Annotated in this window: 17 protein-coding genes and 10 pseudogenes; 10 read left to right on the forward strand and 17 right to left on the reverse strand. The window is 37.2% G+C overall.

What is annotated here, in order from left to right:
* Positions 1-159 precede the first annotated feature (159 nt).
* Positions 160-342 carry a hypothetical protein gene (locus tag AC25JC_RS14510; RefSeq protein WP_486924306.1) on the forward strand — a complete coding sequence of 61 codons (183 nt, stop codon included), beginning with the start codon at positions 160-162 and terminating at the stop codon, positions 340-342.
* Positions 339-1,160, forward strand: coding sequence for a hypothetical protein (locus AC25JC_RS14515; protein ID WP_486924307.1), 822 nt, complete (start codon positions 339-341; stop codon positions 1,158-1,160). Before AC25JC_RS14510 ends, AC25JC_RS14515 begins: the two co-directional genes overlap by 4 nt.
* Here the strand turns inward: AC25JC_RS14515 and AC25JC_RS14520 are convergent.
* Positions 1,128-2,301 (reverse strand): annotated as a pseudogene (locus AC25JC_RS14520) (IS3 family transposase). The gene AC25JC_RS14515 and the pseudogene AC25JC_RS14520 sit on opposite strands and share 33 nt — an antisense overlap.
* Before the next feature lie 69 nt (positions 2,302-2,370).
* Positions 2,371-2,571, reverse strand: a complete 201-nt coding sequence (locus AC25JC_RS14525; protein WP_486924308.1) for a hypothetical protein — start codon at positions 2,569-2,571, stop codon at positions 2,371-2,373.
* Positions 2,572-2,760: 189 nt separating this feature from the next.
* On the opposite strand from AC25JC_RS14525, the gene AC25JC_RS14530 reads away from it, so the two are divergent.
* Both AC25JC_RS14530 and AC25JC_RS14535 read left to right on the forward strand, forming a co-directional pair.
* Complete coding sequence (locus tag AC25JC_RS14530; RefSeq protein ID WP_111886070.1) at positions 2,761-3,099, forward strand: helix-turn-helix domain-containing protein; 339 nt, start codon at positions 2,761-2,763, stop codon at positions 3,097-3,099.
* Complete coding sequence (locus tag AC25JC_RS14535; RefSeq protein ID WP_486924309.1) at positions 3,089-4,351, forward strand: type II toxin-antitoxin system HipA family toxin; 1,263 nt, start codon at positions 3,089-3,091, stop codon at positions 4,349-4,351. The genes AC25JC_RS14530 and AC25JC_RS14535 overlap by 11 nt, the downstream gene beginning before the upstream one ends.
* A 44-nt stretch (positions 4,352-4,395) precedes the next feature.
* Here AC25JC_RS14535 and AC25JC_RS14540 read toward each other — a convergent pair.
* The 3 genes and pseudogenes from AC25JC_RS14540 to AC25JC_RS14550 form a co-directional block, all read right to left on the reverse strand.
* Positions 4,396-4,488: pseudogene (locus AC25JC_RS14540) on the reverse strand (IS3 family transposase); the annotation flags it as partial.
* Complete coding sequence (locus AC25JC_RS14545) at positions 4,484-5,080, reverse strand: acetamidase/formamidase family protein (protein WP_486924310.1); 597 nt, start codon at positions 5,078-5,080, stop codon at positions 4,484-4,486. The gene AC25JC_RS14545 and the pseudogene AC25JC_RS14540, both read right to left, overlap by 5 nt.
* Positions 5,016-5,392, reverse strand: a pseudogene (locus AC25JC_RS14550) (transposase); the annotation flags it as partial. The pseudogene AC25JC_RS14550 and the gene AC25JC_RS14545, both read right to left, overlap by 65 nt.
* 231 nt (positions 5,393-5,623) lie before the next feature.
* Here AC25JC_RS14550 and AC25JC_RS14555 point away from each other — a divergent pair.
* The 4 genes and pseudogenes from AC25JC_RS14555 to AC25JC_RS14570 all read left to right on the forward strand — a co-directional run bounded on the left by AC25JC_RS14555 (position 5,624) and on the right by AC25JC_RS14570 (position 7,630).
* Positions 5,624-5,947, forward strand: coding sequence for a transcriptional regulator (locus tag AC25JC_RS14555; protein ID WP_306669820.1), 324 nt, complete (start codon positions 5,624-5,626; stop codon positions 5,945-5,947).
* Complete coding sequence (locus tag AC25JC_RS14560; RefSeq protein WP_152873599.1) at positions 5,928-6,242, forward strand: helix-turn-helix domain-containing protein; 315 nt, start codon at positions 5,928-5,930, stop codon at positions 6,240-6,242. Before AC25JC_RS14555 ends, AC25JC_RS14560 begins: the two co-directional genes overlap by 20 nt.
* Before the next feature lie 54 nt (positions 6,243-6,296).
* Positions 6,297-6,614 (forward strand): hypothetical protein, encoded by a 318-nt coding sequence (locus AC25JC_RS14565; protein ID WP_180036203.1) that lies wholly within the window; start codon positions 6,297-6,299, stop codon positions 6,612-6,614.
* Between the two features lie 46 nt (positions 6,615-6,660).
* A pseudogene (locus AC25JC_RS14570) lies at positions 6,661-7,630 on the forward strand (IS481 family transposase).
* A gap of 6 nt (positions 7,631-7,636) precedes the next feature.
* On the opposite strand, the pseudogene AC25JC_RS14575 reads toward AC25JC_RS14570, so the two are convergent.
* The 5 genes and pseudogenes from AC25JC_RS14575 to AC25JC_RS14595 form a co-directional block, all read right to left on the reverse strand.
* Positions 7,637-8,160 (reverse strand): annotated as a pseudogene (locus AC25JC_RS14575) (helix-turn-helix domain-containing protein); the annotation flags it as partial.
* Positions 8,161-8,253: 93 nt separating this feature from the next.
* Positions 8,254-9,048, reverse strand: coding sequence for a tetratricopeptide repeat protein (locus AC25JC_RS14580; protein WP_486924311.1), 795 nt, complete (start codon positions 9,046-9,048; stop codon positions 8,254-8,256).
* Positions 9,049-9,150: 102 nt separating this feature from the next.
* Positions 9,151-10,019 (reverse strand): annotated as a pseudogene (locus tag AC25JC_RS14585) (IS3 family transposase); the annotation flags it as partial.
* Between the two features lie 51 nt (positions 10,020-10,070).
* Positions 10,071-10,409: a hypothetical protein gene (locus AC25JC_RS14590; protein ID WP_486924312.1), complete on the reverse strand. Its 339-nt coding sequence runs from the start codon at positions 10,407-10,409 to the stop codon at positions 10,071-10,073.
* A gap of 471 nt (positions 10,410-10,880) precedes the next feature.
* Positions 10,881-11,123, reverse strand: a pseudogene (locus AC25JC_RS14595) (RHS repeat-associated core domain-containing protein); the annotation flags it as partial.
* A gap of 507 nt (positions 11,124-11,630) precedes the next feature.
* On the opposite strand from AC25JC_RS14595, the gene AC25JC_RS14600 reads away from it, so the two are divergent.
* On the forward strand, positions 11,631-12,578 hold the full coding sequence (locus AC25JC_RS14600; protein ID WP_486924313.1) for an IS5 family transposase: 948 nt from the start codon (positions 11,631-11,633) through the stop codon (positions 12,576-12,578).
* A 66-nt stretch (positions 12,579-12,644) separates the two neighbouring features.
* On the opposite strand, the gene AC25JC_RS14605 is transcribed toward AC25JC_RS14600, so the two are convergent.
* From AC25JC_RS14605 to AC25JC_RS14620, 4 genes and pseudogenes are all read right to left on the reverse strand, one after another.
* A complete protein-coding gene (locus tag AC25JC_RS14605) occupies positions 12,645-13,148 on the reverse strand; it encodes a tetratricopeptide repeat protein (protein WP_486924314.1) in 504 nt (167 codons plus the stop codon).
* A 611-nt stretch (positions 13,149-13,759) separates the two neighbouring features.
* Positions 13,760-14,503, reverse strand: coding sequence for a tetratricopeptide repeat protein (locus AC25JC_RS14610; RefSeq protein WP_180109949.1), 744 nt, complete (start codon positions 14,501-14,503; stop codon positions 13,760-13,762).
* A 43-nt stretch (positions 14,504-14,546) separates the two neighbouring features.
* A complete protein-coding gene (locus AC25JC_RS14615; protein WP_163146125.1) occupies positions 14,547-15,425 on the reverse strand; it encodes a tetratricopeptide repeat protein in 879 nt (292 codons plus the stop codon).
* Between the two features lie 606 nt (positions 15,426-16,031).
* A pseudogene (locus AC25JC_RS14620) lies at positions 16,032-16,757 on the reverse strand (RHS repeat domain-containing protein); the annotation flags it as partial.
* Here AC25JC_RS14620 and AC25JC_RS14625 point away from each other — a divergent pair.
* A pseudogene (locus AC25JC_RS14625) lies at positions 16,754-17,083 on the forward strand (transposase); the annotation flags it as partial. The pseudogenes AC25JC_RS14620 and AC25JC_RS14625 overlap by 4 nt on opposite strands.
* A 60-nt stretch (positions 17,084-17,143) precedes the next feature.
* Here AC25JC_RS14625 and AC25JC_RS14630 read toward each other — a convergent pair.
* From AC25JC_RS14630 to AC25JC_RS14640, 3 genes and pseudogenes are all read right to left on the reverse strand, one after another.
* Positions 17,144-17,605: a hypothetical protein gene (locus AC25JC_RS14630; protein ID WP_180036286.1), complete on the reverse strand. Its 462-nt coding sequence runs from the start codon at positions 17,603-17,605 to the stop codon at positions 17,144-17,146.
* Positions 17,605-18,129 (reverse strand): tlde1 domain-containing protein, encoded by a 525-nt coding sequence (locus AC25JC_RS14635; RefSeq protein WP_227591947.1) that lies wholly within the window; start codon positions 18,127-18,129, stop codon positions 17,605-17,607. The genes AC25JC_RS14630 and AC25JC_RS14635 overlap by 1 nt, the downstream gene beginning before the upstream one ends.
* Positions 18,121-19,042 (reverse strand): annotated as a pseudogene (locus AC25JC_RS14640) (RHS repeat domain-containing protein); the annotation flags it as partial. The gene AC25JC_RS14635 and the pseudogene AC25JC_RS14640, both read right to left, overlap by 9 nt.

The raw sequence follows: 19,042 nt of genomic DNA on the forward strand, positions 1-19,042 counted from the left end.
TCAGATGCTGTATTACAACCAAACATCACAAAACGAGCAGTTGGTGCGCATTGAGCATTTATTGTTGACCATCCAGATAAAGTCATTTGCTTTTCACTGACTGGATCAAAAGATGAATTTGATGATATTGATTTAGAAATAGAAGAATAAGAGAAAATTATGGTTGCTCCAGTTATTGCTGCTGCTGTTTATGTTGTACTTGCATTTTTATTAACAGCTTTACTCTATGTCCTAAAAAAGTTATTAAATCAGGCAGCTAAAGTTACCACCGAACTGGTAAAAAAAACATCTAATTCCCTTTTTGAAAGATATTGGCGCAGATATAGCCCAAGAGTTGATTGAGTTTATTTTTTTCTTTTGCAACAGAAGTTGCAACGGATATTAAAAAAGAGCAAAGAGGTTCAACAACACCACAACCGAGTGGTTCAACTAAACCTACAGCACCTTCACAAGCTTCAAGGGTCGGGGCGTGGTATGAGGTTTACACCAAGAAACCAATTTTATTTAAATCAGTGATTTGTAAAGTTTGCTGTTTTAGCAATCAGATTGGTGGTGTAACAGGAAAAGTCCCAAGAAAAGAAACCATGGCTGATAAGGTGATTAGTTTATGGGGGGTACGCCATCTTAGACAAAAAGCGGTACAAGTGATTTTTGCCTTGGTAGATATTGTGATGGAACATAAATGTCCAATTAAAGCAGAAGTGATTTATGACATAAAAAGCAAACAACCATTGATGGTTTCAGGGGCTAATCCTCCGCGACATAAATTTATGGAAACCCCAGGAGGAGATCATCGAATAGGGGCTGATGTCATTGTGGTGAAAGATATTATGAAAGTGCCAACGATTGATAATACTTTACATTGGGTCGAAATTAAGTTTTTGGACAGCAAAGACCCTCCTGATCAAAAACAAATGACTAACTACACAAGATTTTTAGGTAGTAGCACAAAACTTGCGATGATTCGAGTATCTGCGGATCCCAAAACAAGTGATTGTGGTTGTAAAGCAAGGGCTGTACCACAAAATACGCAAAAGCCAAGCAGTACCATACAAGGGAAAAAAACTAGTAAAGCCAATAAAATGCGTGAAATTTGGGACATTATTGTGACTAATGCAGAGATGATTCTAGACAGTATCGTGGACAATCGGTCCCTCTAAATTCTTGAAATAATTCTGTTCAAAAGCTTCTGGGCTTAACCAGCCATTTGCAGAATGCCGTCTAATTCGATTGTAGTAAATCTCAATATATTCAAACAAGACAGCATTGGCTTCTTTTCGGGTAGTAAACACACTCCCGTGTACCACATGACCTTTCAATGTATGAAAGAAGCTTTCCGTCACCGCATTATCCCATGAGCAGTATACTGCGCAAGGCCTCCTCTAGACATGCTTTGAATGCAGTTATTCGTCAACAATAGCGCTCTAAAATCTCGACTACAGTATTGTGAGCCTTGGTCAGAATGGACCATAACATCCATTGGATACCCCTGAAGAGCCATTGCATAATTAAATGCATCACACACCAATTGACGGTCTATTCGATGGCTGGTTTGCCAACCCACAATACGACGGCTAAATAGATCCAGCATCACACATAAATACAGCCAACCTTGCTTGGTACGGATATAGGTGATATCCGTTGTCCAAACCTTGTTAGGCTGAATGACTGTAAATTGACGCTCCAACAGATTTGATGCTGTAGGCAAACGATGTTTTGAATCTGTCGTATGCTTGTATTTACGTGCAATCCTGCTACGTAAACCAAGCTTTTTAAGCATTCTTCCAACGGTTCGTACGCTCATGCTGTAACCTAAATCATGCATGTCATGTACCAATGAAGGTGCACCCAATCGTGCATGATGCTGCCAATATACGGCTTTTAAATCATTATATTTCTGCGCTGGATTGGCCTGGCGTTTTCGCCAGGCGTAATAGCCTGAAGTGCTGACACCCAGGCATTTACAGGCAGAAGATACAGTGACTTTATTCACATCCAGATCTTGAATTACCGTGTACTTTTCTTGGCATGATCTGTCAGAAAGTACACATGCGCTTTTTTTAAGATGTCATTGGCTTCCCTGAGCTGTTTGACTTCTTTCTCTAATTCTAGGATCCGCTGTTGTTCTGGTGAAAGCTGACGTTTGCTTGAACCTGCCGGATTGGTTTCACGAATCCGTTTATCTAATGTTGAATAACCCACACCTAATTTCTGGGAGATTGCAGCTACTGACTCGTGTGAGTTTGAAAGTGCATAATCAATTGCTTGCTGTTTAAATTCAGGACTAAAACGTTTGGCCATTTCTTGTATCTCCAAAGTTAACGTTACGTTATCTTTAGAGGGACTATGTGTCCATTATTTTGGCTAAGATCACTGTTTATGTACAGACATTGCAAACGTATGAAACATTACCATGTCATCTATGCGCTGCATGGCCTGCGTTTTTAATGACATACGTTCCATGACGCATTCACCTAAAGGATAACGACTTACTTCCCTGAGCATTAACCTTACATTGCTATTAGTTTCACAAAATTGCTCCATTTCCAAAAGAATTTTCGGTTGATCCATTACTTTACCTTTCTTTTATTTCTCGCACTTACACAGCGCACTTCCTCTCAAGTCAATTTAAATTATGCACCAACCCTGCAAATAGGCTCAAGAGCTTAAAATCTCTTACAAATATAATTTAAAAACACCCATAAAATACTGCTTAAGTTGGTTAATCGGTATATAATGACCGTATTGAGGAGATTTTTCATGAAAAGAGCAGCAAGTGATTTTATGCTTGAGGGTGTTGAAGATCTGTTAGTTCAGATCGGGAGTAACATTAAAACAGCACGCATGAACCGGAATATGACGATTAGCGAATTGGCTAACCGTGTGCATGTGGATGAAAAGACAATCTCACGACTTGAAAGCGGCAAACCCAGCTCTAACCTAAAAAATCTTATTTCCATTCTCGTTGTATTTGGCTTGGAAGACAGTTTGCTTAGTATTGCGAACCCACAAAATGACGAAGTTGGAAAAGCACTCGCTACCAAAAAAGTTCGAGTCCGCGCTAATAATAAATCAGAGGATATGAGTGATGACTTCTAAAAACCTATCCATGCAAGAAGAAATTAAGAGCTGCTACATTTTTTTGGATACAGGCGATACGCCGCAAGTTGTTGCTCAATATGCGCTCAAAGATTCAATCTATAATTTTATTTATGGTAAGAGCTATTTGGATCTCAATAACTCATTTGAGCTTGATCCAATTAACCTACCATTTATTACACCCAACACGGCGTACACCACTGCAGCTAAAGATGGCTTTGGCGTACTTGCAGATGCTACGCCCGACAATTGGGGTCGTAAGCTTACGTTAACCCAGCACACTCGCGTACCACTCAATCAAATTGAATGGCTTATTGCGGCACGTGGTAATGCAGTTGGGTGCTTAGTGGCGAGTTTGTCTTCTAAAGCGGTCAAAACCGTTGGCAAAGAATCCTTTGTTAAATTCTCTGACTTACAGGCTTACTTAAAATTATCTAAAGCAGTTGATCAGCACCAAGACCCGAACATGATCAGCATGATGACCGATAATTATTTATCAAAACTCATTCACCATGGGTCATCAATGGGGGGTGCGCGACCTAAAGTGGTCGTACAGCACAAAGGCATTGAGTGGATTGCGAAATTCAATAAATCCGATGACCTCTTTGATAATGCAAAAGTTGAATATGCATCAATGAAGATGGCGCAAGCTTTAGGTTTGAATGTCAGCAATGTCGAGCTTGAAGAAGTTGAAGGCAGCCCTATTTTGCTTGTTGAGCGCTTTGATCGTAACTGCCCTGAGCGAAAGAAACACTACATCAGCGCACACAGCCTTATGAACATCCGTAAAGTGCGCGTAGACGACTTAAAGATGTCTTATATGCATTTGTCTAAGATCTGCAGTCAAATTTGCCATGACGCAATCAGCAATCAATTAGAGCTATATAAGCGCATGGTCTTGAATGTGATGATCAGTAATACAGATGATCATTTAAAAAACCATGGCTTCTTAATGCATGACATGAAAAATCATCATTATTCACTCAGCCCTCTATTTGATGTTCTACCGCACGGATCTCGCGCATCTTACCCAAAAGAACATGCGATCGCCGTGGGAGAAGAAGGCCGAATCGGAACGGCGCAAAATCTATTGAGTCGCTGCAATGCCTTTGGGTTAACCGAGTTTCAGGCAAAAGAGATCATAAAGAATGTTCGAGATGTACTTGAGTCAAGAGATGAATTCTTTAAGGATGCTGAAATGAGCGACTACCAAATGAGACAACTGGACCATTACTACAATCTAGGCAACTAAAAAACCGCCCATTTGAACTGAACCCCAAATCTTGGACAGTTTAGTTAACAACAGGATTGAGTTCTGAATTGAACAAGGCTCAATCCTTTTAAATTTAGTTGTATTCTTTCATGATTATAATAATGGATGTAATCATGAATTGTCCGTTGCATCATTGAGGTTCTTACCTGTTCCCATAAATGTGATTGGACCACTTTCCTCAATCTCAGTTTGTCCCCAACGCGCACCTAAAGCTTTCACTTTTTCATGCTCTTCCTTGGTAAATGGACGTGCCATTGGTGGTAAGTCATCTGGTGCTTGAAGTAAAATTGGGCCGTCAATTGTTAAGCCTTTAATCACTTCCACTTGTAATTCTGTTTCGCCTGAAACGTCCGTGGCATGTCCTGCAATTTCACCATTGCCTTGTTGCGCATGCATATCCCCCATGTAGACACCTGCACCTGGTACTTTCACAGGACAAATCAAAATACAGCCTGGATGAATCGAATTGGTATCCATGTGACCGTCTGTTTTGGCTGCGATAAGTTCTTCATCAGTCATTCCGAATTTATGCGGTGCATCAATCAAATACTGACCAAAGTCGTGGCAGTTTTGAGAGTCTGGTAAGTCACGTGAAGGTGTCGTACCAATATTTCCGAGGAATGGACGCATATGCGCAGCAACCCCAGGCATAATAGCCTGAAGTGCTGACACCCAGGCATTTACAGACAGAAGATACAGTGACTCCATTCACAGCTAGATCTTGAATTACCGTGTACTTTTCTTGGCATGATCTGTCAGAAAGTACACATGCGCTTTTTTTAAGATGTCATTGGCTTCCCTGAGCTGTTTGACTTCTTTCTCTAATTCTAGGATCCGCTGTTGTTCTGGTGAAAGTTGACGTTTGTTTGAACCTGCCGGATTGGTTTCACGAATTCATTTATCTAATGTTGAATAACCCACACCTAATTTCTGGGAGATTGCAGCTACTGACTCGTGTGAGTTTGAAAGTGCATAATCAATTGCTTGCTGTTTAAATTCAGGACTAAAACGTTTGCCCATTTCTTGTATCTCCAAAGTTAACGTTACGTTATCTTTAGAGGGAAGTACTGTCCATTATTTTGGCTAGGATCAGTTTCAGCTTTTTCATTTTTCCTCCTAGGTAACACTACCTAGAAGGGCTCTTCTGCAAAATAATATATCATCTTTCATCCTACGAATTACACATTAATATTTAAAAGTACCACAAAGTAGTATAAAATAAACTACTACAAGGTGGTATAAACACAAGCAATGTATACAATATGTGACACCCCTTTATTTACCAAATACTGTCTTGTTTATTGGACTCAGGAAGAATATGAGGAATTTAAAACATTCTTGGCATTAAATCCTGAGGCCGGGGATGTCGAACCTAATTCGGGTGGCATTCGTAAGATCAGATGGACTAGCGGTGGTCGAGGCAAAAGTGGTGGTGTCAGAGTCATCTACTTTAATCGTTTAACGAATGGAGAGATTTGGTTATTAACCTTGTACAGTAAAAAGCAAACGGTACAACTTAGTAAGAAAACCCTTCAAGTATTGGTGGAGAAATTAAATGACTCGTTTAATGACTGAAAAAGAACTAGAAGCCTTTGAAGCAACAAGAGATATTGAAGCTGAAATCTTACAAGGCATCGATGATATGTTGGCAAATAATGCTGCAAAAAGAACAGTAATTACTGAAACAGATGTAGCTTTAGCACGTAGAAAGGCACAGCTGACACAAGAACAGTTTGCTAAGCTCCTTGGTGTTTCCAAACGTACATTAGAATCTTGGGAACAAGGTGTGAGAAGACCTTCTGGTGCAGCAACATCATTAATTAGGTTATTTATTGTTGATCCAACGTTTGTAAAGGAAAGTTTAGCTTAATTTACATAGCTATTAGTGGAGAGCTATTTCCTTTCAGTATATTTGAGCATGATTATGAAGCATTTAGGATTTGTAGGAAAATTGACTGAATATATTGGATATACTCATGTTGAAATTATTAATAGCTCTTTACGACTATCTTTCAAGGTATCATCGAGAAACAACTTAGAAGAAATGTTCAAAAAAATGGTCGAAAATAACTATGATTTACTAATGGAAACATCAGAGAAAATAGAATTTGAATTAGATAGTGATGTTCTTAAAAAAATTGAAAAAATATCGGAAGAACAAGGTATTGAGTTTGAAGAATATGTGCAAAACACTTTGATTAAGCTCATTAACCAATGTGAATTGATTGCCGATCAGCCTTAGTTTAGGGGTGTGATTCATAGACATCATTTCAATCTAATGGGTGTCTATGAACAGAGAAATTCAACAAAGACTCGTATGGGTTAAATTATTTGAAGAGACCAATGATGCTGGCCTAGTCTGTCGGAGATGTGGCATTTCCAGACCAACGTTACGCAAGTGGTGGAAACGATATTGTGAGCAAGGTATATATGGGTTAAGTAGCCAGAGTAGACGTCCCTTAAAATCGCCAAATACTAAAATCAGTGCTGAGCTAGAAGTCTAAATATTAGAAATACGTTCAGCTAGAAATCTTGGTGCCCGACGTTTGCAAACAGAATTGATGAGGCTGCACGGAGTCTCGCTGTCCTTAGCGTCTATCCATAAAGTAATATCCTCCCATCAAGTCAAACCAATAAAAATTTCGTCGTAGAGCAGATTTTATTCGTTATGAACGCCCATTACCAGGCGATAGAATTCAAATGGATACCTGTAAACTGGGTCCTGGGCTATATCAGTACACATCTATCGATGACTACACACGATATCGCGTTTTAAGGATATATAAACACCGAACAGCAGCGAATACTCTCGACTTTTTAGATTGCGTAATTGAAGAAATGCCTTTTCCCATACAGCGAATACAGACCGATCGAGGGCGGGAATTCTTTGCTGAAAAAGTACAGAAAAAAATGATGCAGCATGGGATCAAATTTAGGCCAAATAAACCAGGTTCACCTCATCTGAACCGCAAAGTAGAGCGCTCACAAAAGACTGATAAATCTGAGTTCTACGCTACTGTAGATATTAATTCTGAAGCTATCCAAGACAAGCTAGCCGAATGGCAGCATTACTATAACTGGATGAGACTACATTCAGCTTTGAAAGGTAAAATACCGATGGAAAGGTACTTTGAATTATGTGAAGAAACTCCTTTCTCAGACGAGGTTCTGAAGCAATACAACCCATCCAATGAACGGATTAAACATGCCAATTACAAAATGGATTTAGAGATCGCTAAATTGAAACGATCTCTATGAATCATACACATAAAAGGTGTCTTGTGTGCCTAAATAGCCTGGATGAGCTGTTTCGATTTCACCACAAGCAACGTCATCCTCATGCTTACGTTCAAGTGCCGCAATCTGCTAATCATTTAATTCAATACCATCCTGTGCCACTTTAGCCTCAAGTGCTTTTAAACGCTTCTTAAAGTTTTCTAAATCATGACGAAGCCATATAGAGCGAACCCCACTCCCTGTAACGAATACACCCTTCTTGCGTAATTCATTACTAGTATGGTGCTGACCATATGCGGGATATTGAATTGCGAAATCAATAACAGCCTGTTCAGTAGCATCATCTACACGGTTTTTTAAATTTGGTACTCGACGGGATTTATTGATCAGTGCGTCAATATCACCAGACTTCACTAACTCTTGATAGCGATAAAATGTATCTCTTGAAACACCCATCACTTTGCATGCTCTGGATACATTCTGAAGCTCTTCAGCTAAATTGAGCAGACCTCTACTTTGTGTTTAATGATTTGATTGTTAGTATGCAACATAAGAAAGTTACCTTTGTTTGATTAAGATTTCGACACCTTTATCAAAACGGGTAACTTTCTCTTTTTCAAGAAGAATGTACGATCAAATCTGAACTAATACAAATTAGATATTGATTCTATTTTTTTTAGTGCATCCCCAGCATCTTTATAACCATTCTCAAATGCCCGTTGAAACCAATATTTTGCTTTTTCTAGATCATTATAGGTATTCGCATAAATATAACCCAAATTATTTTGAGCTATAGGAAAATTCTGGTTTGCTGCTTGTATATAAAGATCGAGCGCTTTTTTTTCATCTCTTGGAACTATAGCTCCTTCTTCATATATGTTGGCTAAATTGTATTGAGCATCTGGTAAATTTTGTTTAGCCGCATCGGTATACAAGCTAATGGCCTTATTGATATCTTTTTCAATACCATTTCCATCAAGATATGCATTAGCGAGGCTGAATTGAGCCCGAGCATATCCTTGTTTTGCAGATAAGTTATAATAATCTAAAGCTTTTGTTCGATCTTTATCTACATAATATCCATTGTCATACATTATACCTAAATTATACTGAGCTTCAGAAGAATTTAATTTACATGCTTCATTAAACCAATAATAAGCTTTAGCTTCATTTTTTTGTGTACCTATTCCTTTGAAGTACATACCTGCTAAATCATTTTGAGCAACTACAGAATCTTCATTTGCAGCTTTTTCAAAATATTCCAAAGCTTTTTGATAGTTTTGTTCTACACCATCACCTAAAAAATATTTTTGACCTTGTTTATATAAAGACTCTGATTTAACAAGATTTTTTTCTTTCTGAGGTACAGTCTTTGTACAACTATTAAGACCAAGTAAACTCAAAAATACTAAAAAAAAAGCTGTTTTTTTTACATTCATTTTTCATTCACTTAGTCAGAATAATTTATATGCCATTCTAGCATAGTGAATAGCCACCAAAATTGAACCGTACCGGGTTTGTCGGAGACTTTTTTATTTAAGTTAGGCCACCTGACCTAACGGGTTAATCTTATCATAGTACATTGCTTCAAACTCAAAAGGCGACACGTAACCCAATGCACTGTGTACACGCTTTTTGTTAAACCAATCTACCCAATTTAATGTCGCAAGTTGTACATCCGCTAAACCTTGCCAGTCTGCTTTTAAATATTCAATCACCTCTGTTTTGTATAAGCCATTTACCGTTTCAGCCAAAGCATTATCGTACGAATCACCGGTCGTACCGACTGACGCTCGTAAATTTGCTGCTTCTAGACGATTGGTGTAGCGAATAGAGAGGTATTGCAAACCTCTGTCTGAATGATGAATTACATTCTTTGGCATACCTCAATCATGCAAAGCTTGTTCTAATTCATCAAGTACCATATCTGTATTCATGCGTGTCGATACTTTCCATCCAACAATTGCTCGTGAAAACACATCAATAATAAATGCGGTATACACCCAATCTGACTTGGTTTGAATATACGTAAAGTCACTGACCTGAGAAGCACTGCTTAGCAAGGGTCAGGTCGATCAGCACTAAAATTACGTTTCACTAAATCATCTGCTTGTTTTTGATCCTCTCGGCTACGGGTGGTTTGTTTATTCTTACCACGCCAAACACCTTGTATATCTAGCTTTCGCATCAAGCGAACTACGGTACAGCGTGCTATCACATAGCCTTCATGTCTCAGTTGTTGCCAAACTTTACGAACACCATATCGGCCCAAACTTTCCTTCCAAATACGTTTAATTTGCTCTGCATGATGTAAATCATGCAGAGCACGTTTCGCTCGATGTTCTGGGTTATCGAAGAGATCTAAAGCTCGATAATAGGTTGATGTTGAAATTGGTAAAATTTTAGCTAGCAGCCTAAAATTTCCTAAGTGGAAGTCTCCTGTTATTTCAGCACGCATCAATCATTTAAAATACCCCAAAGCTTTTAAATTAGGAACAAATTTTTTATTAAAATAAATTATTGAAAAACTACAAACTAATGCAAAAGAAATCAAAGTAAAAGCAAAATAAATATTGTTTTGATCAAAATATATATGGAAATCATCTACAAACTCATGAATATGAAAAAAAGGAAAAATAAAAGCAATAGCAAACAGTAAATATAATAAAGAACTAAATACCACTTTAAAAAAATGACCAAGTATACTTACTTTAATTAAAGCTTTAGCATAAAAATTTAAAATTAAAATCATATAAATCATATATAACAAGAAAAACATAGCCGTTTTAAACCAAATCATTAACTATCTCACTAATTATTTTGCACAAGATGGCAAGGTTATTTTCCCAGTACCCATTAATTCACCAGCACCTGTTATTTTACCCTCTAGTAATGCCCCTGCTAGTTTGCCTGGAGTTCGATTAATTCCAGAAGTACCCAATGGTTTATTCATCAAATCTACTCTCATATATGGAGCCCTTTGAATTACTGCCTTATTCACAGATCCTCCAATGCCACCACCAACCATAGCTCCTACTACAGCACCAGCATCATAATTACACATATTCGCAACTTCCTTCTTCGCAGCAAATAATCCCACACCTTGACCCAGCACTGAAGAAACTCCTGCACCTCCTGCTGCACCTACAGCATGTGATGCCCAAGGATTTACAGCCCCCACTGCACCTCCTGCAACACACCCAATTGCAGCACCTTTCCACTCTCCTGTTGTATAACCACCAACAGCACCAGCTATGCAGCCATATGCAGCACCAGCAGCATTTAAGGGAGTTAATCCCAATTGATCGACCCACAGATTCGGATCACTGACATAAGCAGAATTATTTAATCCACCAAATAGTCCAATCGGATCTTTACTCACATACCTTGCACTAAACGGCTCATAATAACGGTAACGGTTATAATGTAATCCAGTTTCACTATCGTAATATTGCCCTTGAAAACGAATACTTGTTTGCTCTAATAAATTGTCACTAGTCTTAATCTCTAGCGAATGGTGCAAGTGGTATTAGTAAGCTTATTGCAGCAACAATTGCGCAGAAAAAAGCTGTCGATAACAAAATTTTACTCCATCCAGCAATTAATCCCCCCATTAATGTGCATATATCAGTATCATCACCTGCTATGTACTCCATAATTTCACCCAAAGTCACACAAACTATTCCTACAACTGATGCTTTAGCCAATTTAGCAAAGTTTTTAAGTGTGCCAAGTGATTGTTTTACACCTAGCTGCGATACTCTCTGACCTAAAGCTTATTAATGATGTATTAAGTAAAAGTTTTAACCCTAGCATGTGCTAAAAGGCCTATAAGCTTATGTCCATTAATTGTTTGTTGTACTACTATTTTAATTTCATCTTTCACGATCCCACTTAAACTAAAAAATGGAATTATTATAGTTTGGACTAGGGTCTTTGCATGAATTTCATCATTTATATATCCAACGGCTTTGTTGCACAAACCTATCTGTAAAGGCTTTTTCAGCGATATAATTTTCAAATGAAGAAGCCTACACACAAAATCTACCGCACAACCAATTGGCCCGCATATAACCGAGCACTCATGAGTCGCGGAAATATTGCCATTTGGTTTGATCCTGCTACGCAATGGTATGCTCCATCAAAAGGCAAACAAGGGCGAAATCAAACCTACTCCGACGCAGCTATCCAATGCTGCTTAATGATTAAATCCTTATTCCGTCTATCTTTACGTATGGTCACTGGCTTTGTGCAAAGTCTGATTAAACTTTGTGGATTAAATTGGACCGCACCAGATTACAGTACGCTTTGCAGAAGACAAAAACATATTGATATTGCGATTAATTATCAAAAAAGCAGTGGTGGGCTTAACTTGCTGGTAGACTCTACCGGTCTAAATTTTTTAGGTGAAGGTGAATGGAAAAGGAAGAAACATGGACCTGAATATCGTCGCCAATGGCGTAAACTTCATATTGGTATAGATGCTGAAACCCTTCAAATACGCGCCATTCAACTCACTACAAATAATGTGAGTGATTCACAAGTGCTTGGTGATTTACTCGATCAGATTCCACAAGATGAGCAGATTGACTCTGTTTATACCGATGGCGCTTATGACACCAAACAATGTCGTCAGGTCATTGCAGATCGGCAAGCGCATGCGGTGATTCCACCTAGAAAAAATGCGAAACCATGGAAAGATACAAAGATCAGCTCGCTAGCGCGAAATGAATTACTTCGAACGGTTAATCTTGCGAAGCAGTGCTTCTCAGGCAGGACATTATGGAAAAAATGGTCCGGCTATCATTGCCGAAGTTTGGTGGAAACCAAGATGCATTGCATCAAATTATTAGGCGATAAATTAATGGCAAGAAGCTTTCCTAGTCAGGTGAATGAGATTCATGCACGTGTAGCAGTCCTCAACAGATTTACGGAATTAGGTCGACCACTTACCCAAGTTACGCCTTAAATTTGGCTCAATTAAGGGCGCTTTGCATTTCAAATCTTTGTGCAACAAAGCCGTAAATAGACCAAACTACTTATCACTCTCCATAAGAAGTTTTGTATCATCTGGTATTTCATTATTTTTTATTTTCTGTAAATAACTTTTAGCAATTTCTTCATTATTACTTGCAGCAAGTGTTAGCCACTTTTCTGCTTTTACCAAATCTTGAGTTACTCCATTAGTTCCAAAAAAATAGGCTGTACCTAAATTAAGTTGAGCAAGTGAAGACCCCTTAGATGCAGCTAACTCTGACCAATAAATAAATTTCTCTCCACTTTTTGGTACGCCCTCACCAAATGCATATAATCCAGCCAATTCATTTTGGGCAATTATATCCCCACTTTCAGCAGACGTTTCTAAAAGTTTTAAATAATTTTCCTTATCGCCAGCTTCAGAATATTTCTGTATTTTTTGATATGAATCTTGCTCCGTTGATGTAATCTTTTCTGAATCAGGAAGTGTATTCGTTGATGTACCATTACTACAACCACTTACCATCAATAGGCTGAAAAAGATAGAATAAGAATATTTCATTTACTAACTCCAAAAATTAAAAACTTGACGGAAACCATTGAGAACTCGGAGGTACATTTAAATACACAGGATTTTCTTCTTGATATCTTTTCCCCAGTTCTTGTAATCGCTTCATTTCAGTACATTTGCCACTTGAGTTGCATTAGGCATAACTAATGCAGCGGTCTTTTGCTTCATCCAATAATGTAGATGCGCCGACAGGACTTGTATTAGTATAGACTACCCACCCATCGAAAATGCTTATGGTGAGGCAGGTAAACTATAATTAGCTAATGCTGGTACTGCTACTCAGCATGCTGAGTTATATTTTCTTGCACACTGCTTTTTTGGTCATTATCACTACACCCAGTTAACCCCAATAAAATTGCTAGTAAAAGTATTTCTTTCATTTATTTCTCCTTATTTTCAGTTATTTTACTTTTTAATAAATGACTATAATTGGTAAGAAATAAAAAAACCTGCTAATACTTTTCTCTTTAGTTTTAGTTACAAAAACAAGAAAATAATTTTATTTAAAAAAACTTATCAAACAGTATCTTTTCATATAACCCCGGAAAATAAAGCTTCATTATGATAAAAATGATTACATAATGAAGCCTTTCCATTTATTTTTATCTAAGAATATTTAAATTATTAATTGCGTTCAAATGTCCTTGCTTAGCTGCTTTTTCATACCAAAACTCAGCTTGCTTTTTATCTTTTTTTACATACACGCCTTGCTCAAAGAAAACCCCTAAATTATATTGTGCTTCAGGATTACCTAGTTCAGCAGCTTTTCCAGAGAAACTAAATGCCTTTTCATAGTTTTCCTGATCCAAGTACATTTTTGATAACCCCTCATATGCCCGTGAAGGATTATCTTGGACTCCTAATAAATACCAACGCTCTGCTTTTTCAAAATCTGGTGATCGACCAAAATCTTTAACTCTATATAGTTCTGCCAAGTTCAATTTAGCATCTTTGTTACCATACCTATTTGCTTCTAAAAAACATTCTTCAGCCTTTTGAAAATCCTTATCTTTTCCTAACCCAGCAAAATAAATCATACCTAATGAATTTATAGCTTCATGGTTATTAGCTTTTGCAGCCTTTTCAAACCAATAGTAAGCTTTATCATAATTAGGTTTGATATTATCTAACCCATTTAGATAGACCCATCCCATTAGATTCTCTTTTTCATCTAAGGATAAATCTTTTAAATTAAGAATTTCACACTGCTTACTACTACTTCCTGCTAATTTACACTCTTCCTCGAGCGTAGGGAACTTGTCCTGTTTATTCAAATTTGTACAAGCAATTAAGCTACATATAACAATGCTTATAGCGGAAATAAACAGAACTTTATTTTTGAGCATTATTATGCTATCTCTTATAAATTACAGAAAATTATTTGAATACTTACTGTTTTATCTTTTCTTTAGCACTTGAGATGCCTTGCTCATATGCTTTATTAAAGTAAAATTGAGATAAACTTTCATTTAACTTATTATAATCTGGAGATGAATATATGACCCCTAAGTTATAAGATGCTTGTCCTTTACTCATTTTACTAGCTAATTCAAAATACTTAATAGCTCGATCCACATCTTTAGTGATACCATTACTATTTATCAAATTAATACCCAAATTTAAAGCAGCCTCAGCATTATTTAATGATGCAGATTTTTCCCAGTAATTATTACAAATTTTATAGTCTTGTTTAACAACCACACCTTCGCAATATATCAACCCTAACTCAAATAATGAAAGAGCATCATTTTTTTCGGCTGCACTTTTTAAATAATTTAACCCTTCTTCAATATTTCCTTCTTCAATATAAATAGAGCCTATAGAGCCCATTGCATCAACATCATTCAACTTAGCAGCTTTAAGATAATATTTTTTTGCATTTTCTATACTTTTTTGAACTCCAGTTCCAGTGTAGTACTTAAAACCAGTATTATACATAGCGGAGACATTTCCATTATCTGCCGATTTTTTTGTCCACTCAAATGATTTTTTAGTATCATAAGTTCCACTCAGCGCTTTAAAATAAATATCTGCCAATATTAGTTGAGCATCACTATTACCCTCTTTTGCCAAGTTTTCATAAATAGGTTCGAGTCTTTTATAATATTCTTTCTTTTCATCAGAGTTTGATGGTGCAGCTTCTGCTTGTGATCTTAACTGCTCAGCTTGTTCAAATGTCATATTTAAATCAGATGATGTATTCGAAGCATTACAAGCAGTAATACATATACTGACAGCTAGACTCACTAATAATTTCTTTTTCAGCATTTTGTACATAACCTCTTAAAAACTCATTTTGTTAAAAATGTCATTAATGTTGACATTATTTGGCGGAATATGTGCATGAGAGCGAGGATCATACTCAGGAATGGTTTTGGGATCGATATATGATCGAGGCTTTGGTTTAGGTACACTTTTTTCACATCTACCATTTCGACCATTACAAATGGGCCCACGTGGGTCATTTGTAAAACAAGCTTCAACCTTATAGCTAGATAAACTAGGTATAACATGTCCACTTGAAACTCCAGCACTATCAGCGACTCCTCTATCATATGTCGACATTAAGCCATCACTAGATGCTTCACCTAAACCAGTTTTACCAAAACCTATACCTCTAAATAATACAACACTAGCACTTACATCTCCCCACCCACCATTCAATGCGTCTTTATAAACACCATCATATGGGTCATGAAAAGTTACTGATCTACTTCCTGCCGCTCCTAAAGTGCCCCCCCGCCCATATGAGCCACCACCAACAACTATTGATGCGACACCTCTTTCATTATTTAGGCATTGGGATCTTAAATCATATTTAATTCCTGTTCCGGCAAGAACACTAACTTGATAACTTGAACCAGTCCATTCAGTTAACCCCATCGGATCAACCCACTGATTCGGATCACTCACATACGAAGAGTTATTCAACCCACCAAACAATCCAATCGGGTCTTTACTTACATATCTTGCACTATACGGCTCATAATAACGGTAACGGTTATAATGTAAGCCAGTTTCGTCATCGTAATATTGGCCTTGGAAACGAATATTAGTGTCTTCAAGCAATGCATTAGTGGCTTTTATTTCTATAGCTTCACCCCATGCATCCTGTTTTATTTCCCAAACACACTCACCTAATTCATTAGTTAATGTTTGCGGCGTACTAAATTGGTCACAGTGATAAAAAAGCACCCGCTCCAATTCAGCTTTATTTTTTCGTGTTTCCGTTTTCCATATCGGATCTTTATAAACCGGAATAATCTTCATGCTGAAATTGAGAATAATTGGGGTTTCTAGAAGCTTGATAAAACCTGTATAGCCCGTTTGCAGCAGCGGTACAAAACTCTGCGGTTCATAGACATAATGCTTAGTGTAGTTTTCGTCTAATTTATTAGATTGCTGTAACTCCCAAATCATCAGGTCACCGTCCCAGCCAAATATAGTCAGGGTTTGCGCATTTTGGTTTTTCTTAAATACGCGTCGTCCAAATACATCATAACCATATTCAGTCACCTGACCCTGATGATCACTGCAAATCAATCTATTCAGGTTATCTCATGTCAGTTTTAATGTTTTGCCTGCAGGGCTGCTTTCAATGCAGACAAGTCATTTTAGATCGAGATGCACATGCGATCATTCCACCTAGGAAAAATGCAAAGCCGTGGAAAGATCAGCAAGCGAAGTCAGTAGCGCGGAACGAGTTATTAAAAACAGTCAAACAGCTAGGTAGATCGCTTTGGAAAAAATGGTCAGGCTATCATCGGCGAAGTTTGGTTGAAACTAAGATGTACTGCATTAAATTATTAGGCGATAAACTCAGTGCTAAGAACTTTCAAAGCCAAGTCAATGAAGTACATGCCCGTATAGCCATTTTAAATAAATTTACAGACTTAGGCAGATCACATACCCGAGTTGTCACTTAAATTTGAGTTGCTTAAGGGAGTTTTACTTTTTAAATCTTTGTGCAACAAAGTCATTACTTACTAATTACCTTGTAAAATAGCTTTTATGTAGCTTAGTTTCTCTAGATCTTCCAAACTTTTGGTTTTCATATAAGTGCTATTTTTCATAAATTCTTCTATTTTTTTTTCAACTTCTGACTTTTGCACTGTACTTAAATTATCAAGAATAATTGAAAATTCAGGTCTATTATAATAAAAATTCATTACAACCACTGCTATTAATTCAGTAAATGTTTCATCATCTACTTTATACGGTAGTCTATTAATTTTATACATAAAATCATCAGAATCTTCACATACAAAATTATACCCTGTATCTTCAAACACTTTTATTGATTTTTCACTAATATTCAATATTTTACTTTGAACTTTGAATTTTTCAATAGAAATTTCACACTCTTTATCGATAAAATACCCACTACCAATTAAATATATAAATAAAATAGTGCAGCAAAAAATAACAGTTATAAAAAATTTTTTCATTACTCAACATCCAATATTCCATAAAGGTCAACAAAATCTGGCTTGTGTCCAAATTTCCTTTTGCTTTCTAAATCGCCTCCTTTAAAAACAAGCGCTTTATGCTTGTTCGTTTTTTGTATAAAACTAGATAATTTATCCCACTTCACATTTCCATTTTTTGCTCCCATTGAAGAGGGAATAGTCACACAGCCTGTACTATAAGTTCCTGGATGAAGTCTAAAATAGCCTCTCATTTTCTTGTTATTAAAATCATAAGTAAAATCATCTGTATGCATATCGACTGCATAAAGCTTGTACCAATGCTCTTTACCTTCACCCTCATGTGGGATTATCCAATATCTCCCTCTTGGAATAGCTTGCGACTCATCTAGTGATAAATTAGTTACTTGTTGAGTCATATGATCTACACTTGCATATCCACCTGTGAAAACGCCATTTATACCTATTGTTTCTTTTGAATCTAAATCAGAACCTTTAATTGTTCCATTCGATTTGTTAAAAACAATATGTACAATTAGTCCCATAGGATCCACCCACTGATTCGGATCACTGACATAAGCTGAATTATTTAAGCCCCCCATCAACCCAATCGGGTCTTTACTCACATAACGTCCACTGTACGGCTCGTAATAACGATAACGGTTATAGTGCAAGCCTGTCTCAACATCATAGTATTGCCCCTGAAAACGGATATTACTTTGTTCTAACAAATTGTCACTGGCTCTGATTTGCTGCGTATTGCCCCACGTATCCTGCACGATCTCCCAGACACATTCACCACGTTCATTACTTAAGGTTTGCGGTGTTCCCACTTAGTCACAGTGATAAAAAGCAACGCGTTCTAGCTTTGCTTTGTTCTTTCTCGTTTCTGTTTTCCATACAGGGTCTTTATAAATTGAGTAAGGTTCACGTTGGAATTTTGAATAGTCTGGGGTCTCAATCAGTTTGATAAAGCCTGTATAGCCTGTTTGGAGTAATGGTACAAAACTCTTTGCTTCATAGACATAATGCTTAGTATAGTTTTCATCAGCATTATTAGATTGCTGTGACTCCCAAATCATCAAGTCACCGTCCCAGCCAAATAAAGTCAGGGTTTGCGCATTTTGATTTTTCTTGTATAAACGCCGTCCAAATACATCATACCCATATTCAGTCACTTGACCATTATGATCACTGCGAATCAAACGGTTCAGATTATCCCACGTCAGTTTTAATCATTTGCCCGCATGGCTGCTTTCAATCACATTGCCTTGTGCATCGTATTTATAGTTTTTACCCTTATATTGAGCGATCAAATTACTTTTCGCTTGAGACGCTTGTGTAGCAAGGGAGTCAATCAAATTCCCTGCAGGGTCAAAAGTAAAGCTTTCCATTTTATGCATACTTTTGCTCTGTATCAAACGGCCAACCGCATCATATTGATAATTCAGCTTGCCT

The sequence above is a fragment of the Acinetobacter sp. P37 genome (assembly GCF_057480965.1).

Bases quoted from the DNA above. Each gene is read 5' to 3' on its own strand.
- AC25JC_RS14510 (WP_486924306.1), top strand. From the start codon at position 160: ATGGTTGCTCCAGTTATTGCTGCTGCTGTTTATGTTGTACTTGCATTT.
- AC25JC_RS14525 (WP_486924308.1), bottom strand. From the start codon at position 2,571: ATGGATCAACCGAAAATTCTTTTGGAAATGGAGCAATTTTGTGAAACT.
- AC25JC_RS14530 (WP_111886070.1), top strand. From the start codon at position 2,761: ATGAAAAGAGCAGCAAGTGATTTTATGCTTGAGGGTGTTGAAGATCTG.
- AC25JC_RS14535 (WP_486924309.1), top strand. From the start codon at position 3,089: ATGACTTCTAAAAACCTATCCATGCAAGAAGAAATTAAGAGCTGCTAC.
- AC25JC_RS14545 (WP_486924310.1), bottom strand. From the start codon at position 5,080: ATGGAGTCACTGTATCTTCTGTCTGTAAATGCCTGGGTGTCAGCACTT.
- AC25JC_RS14555 (WP_306669820.1), top strand. From the start codon at position 5,624: ATGTATACAATATGTGACACCCCTTTATTTACCAAATACTGTCTTGTT.
- AC25JC_RS14560 (WP_152873599.1), top strand. From the start codon at position 5,928: ATGACTCGTTTAATGACTGAAAAAGAACTAGAAGCCTTTGAAGCAACA.
- AC25JC_RS14565 (WP_180036203.1), top strand. From the start codon at position 6,297: ATGAAGCATTTAGGATTTGTAGGAAAATTGACTGAATATATTGGATAT.
- AC25JC_RS14580 (WP_486924311.1), bottom strand. From the start codon at position 9,048: ATGAATGTAAAAAAAACAGCTTTTTTTTTAGTATTTTTGAGTTTACTT.
- AC25JC_RS14590 (WP_486924312.1), bottom strand. From the start codon at position 10,409: ATGATTTGGTTTAAAACGGCTATGTTTTTCTTGTTATATATGATTTAT.
- AC25JC_RS14600 (WP_486924313.1), top strand. From the start codon at position 11,631: ATGAAGAAGCCTACACACAAAATCTACCGCACAACCAATTGGCCCGCA.
- AC25JC_RS14605 (WP_486924314.1), bottom strand. From the start codon at position 13,148: ATGAAATATTCTTATTCTATCTTTTTCAGCCTATTGATGGTAAGTGGT.
- AC25JC_RS14610 (WP_180109949.1), bottom strand. From the start codon at position 14,503: ATGCTCAAAAATAAAGTTCTGTTTATTTCCGCTATAAGCATTGTTATA.
- AC25JC_RS14615 (WP_163146125.1), bottom strand. From the start codon at position 15,425: ATGCTGAAAAAGAAATTATTAGTGAGTCTAGCTGTCAGTATATGTATT.
- AC25JC_RS14630 (WP_180036286.1), bottom strand. From the start codon at position 17,605: ATGAAAAAATTTTTTATAACTGTTATTTTTTGCTGCACTATTTTATTT.
- AC25JC_RS14635 (WP_227591947.1), bottom strand. From the start codon at position 18,129: ATGGGACTAATTGTACATATTGTTTTTAACAAATCGAATGGAACAATT.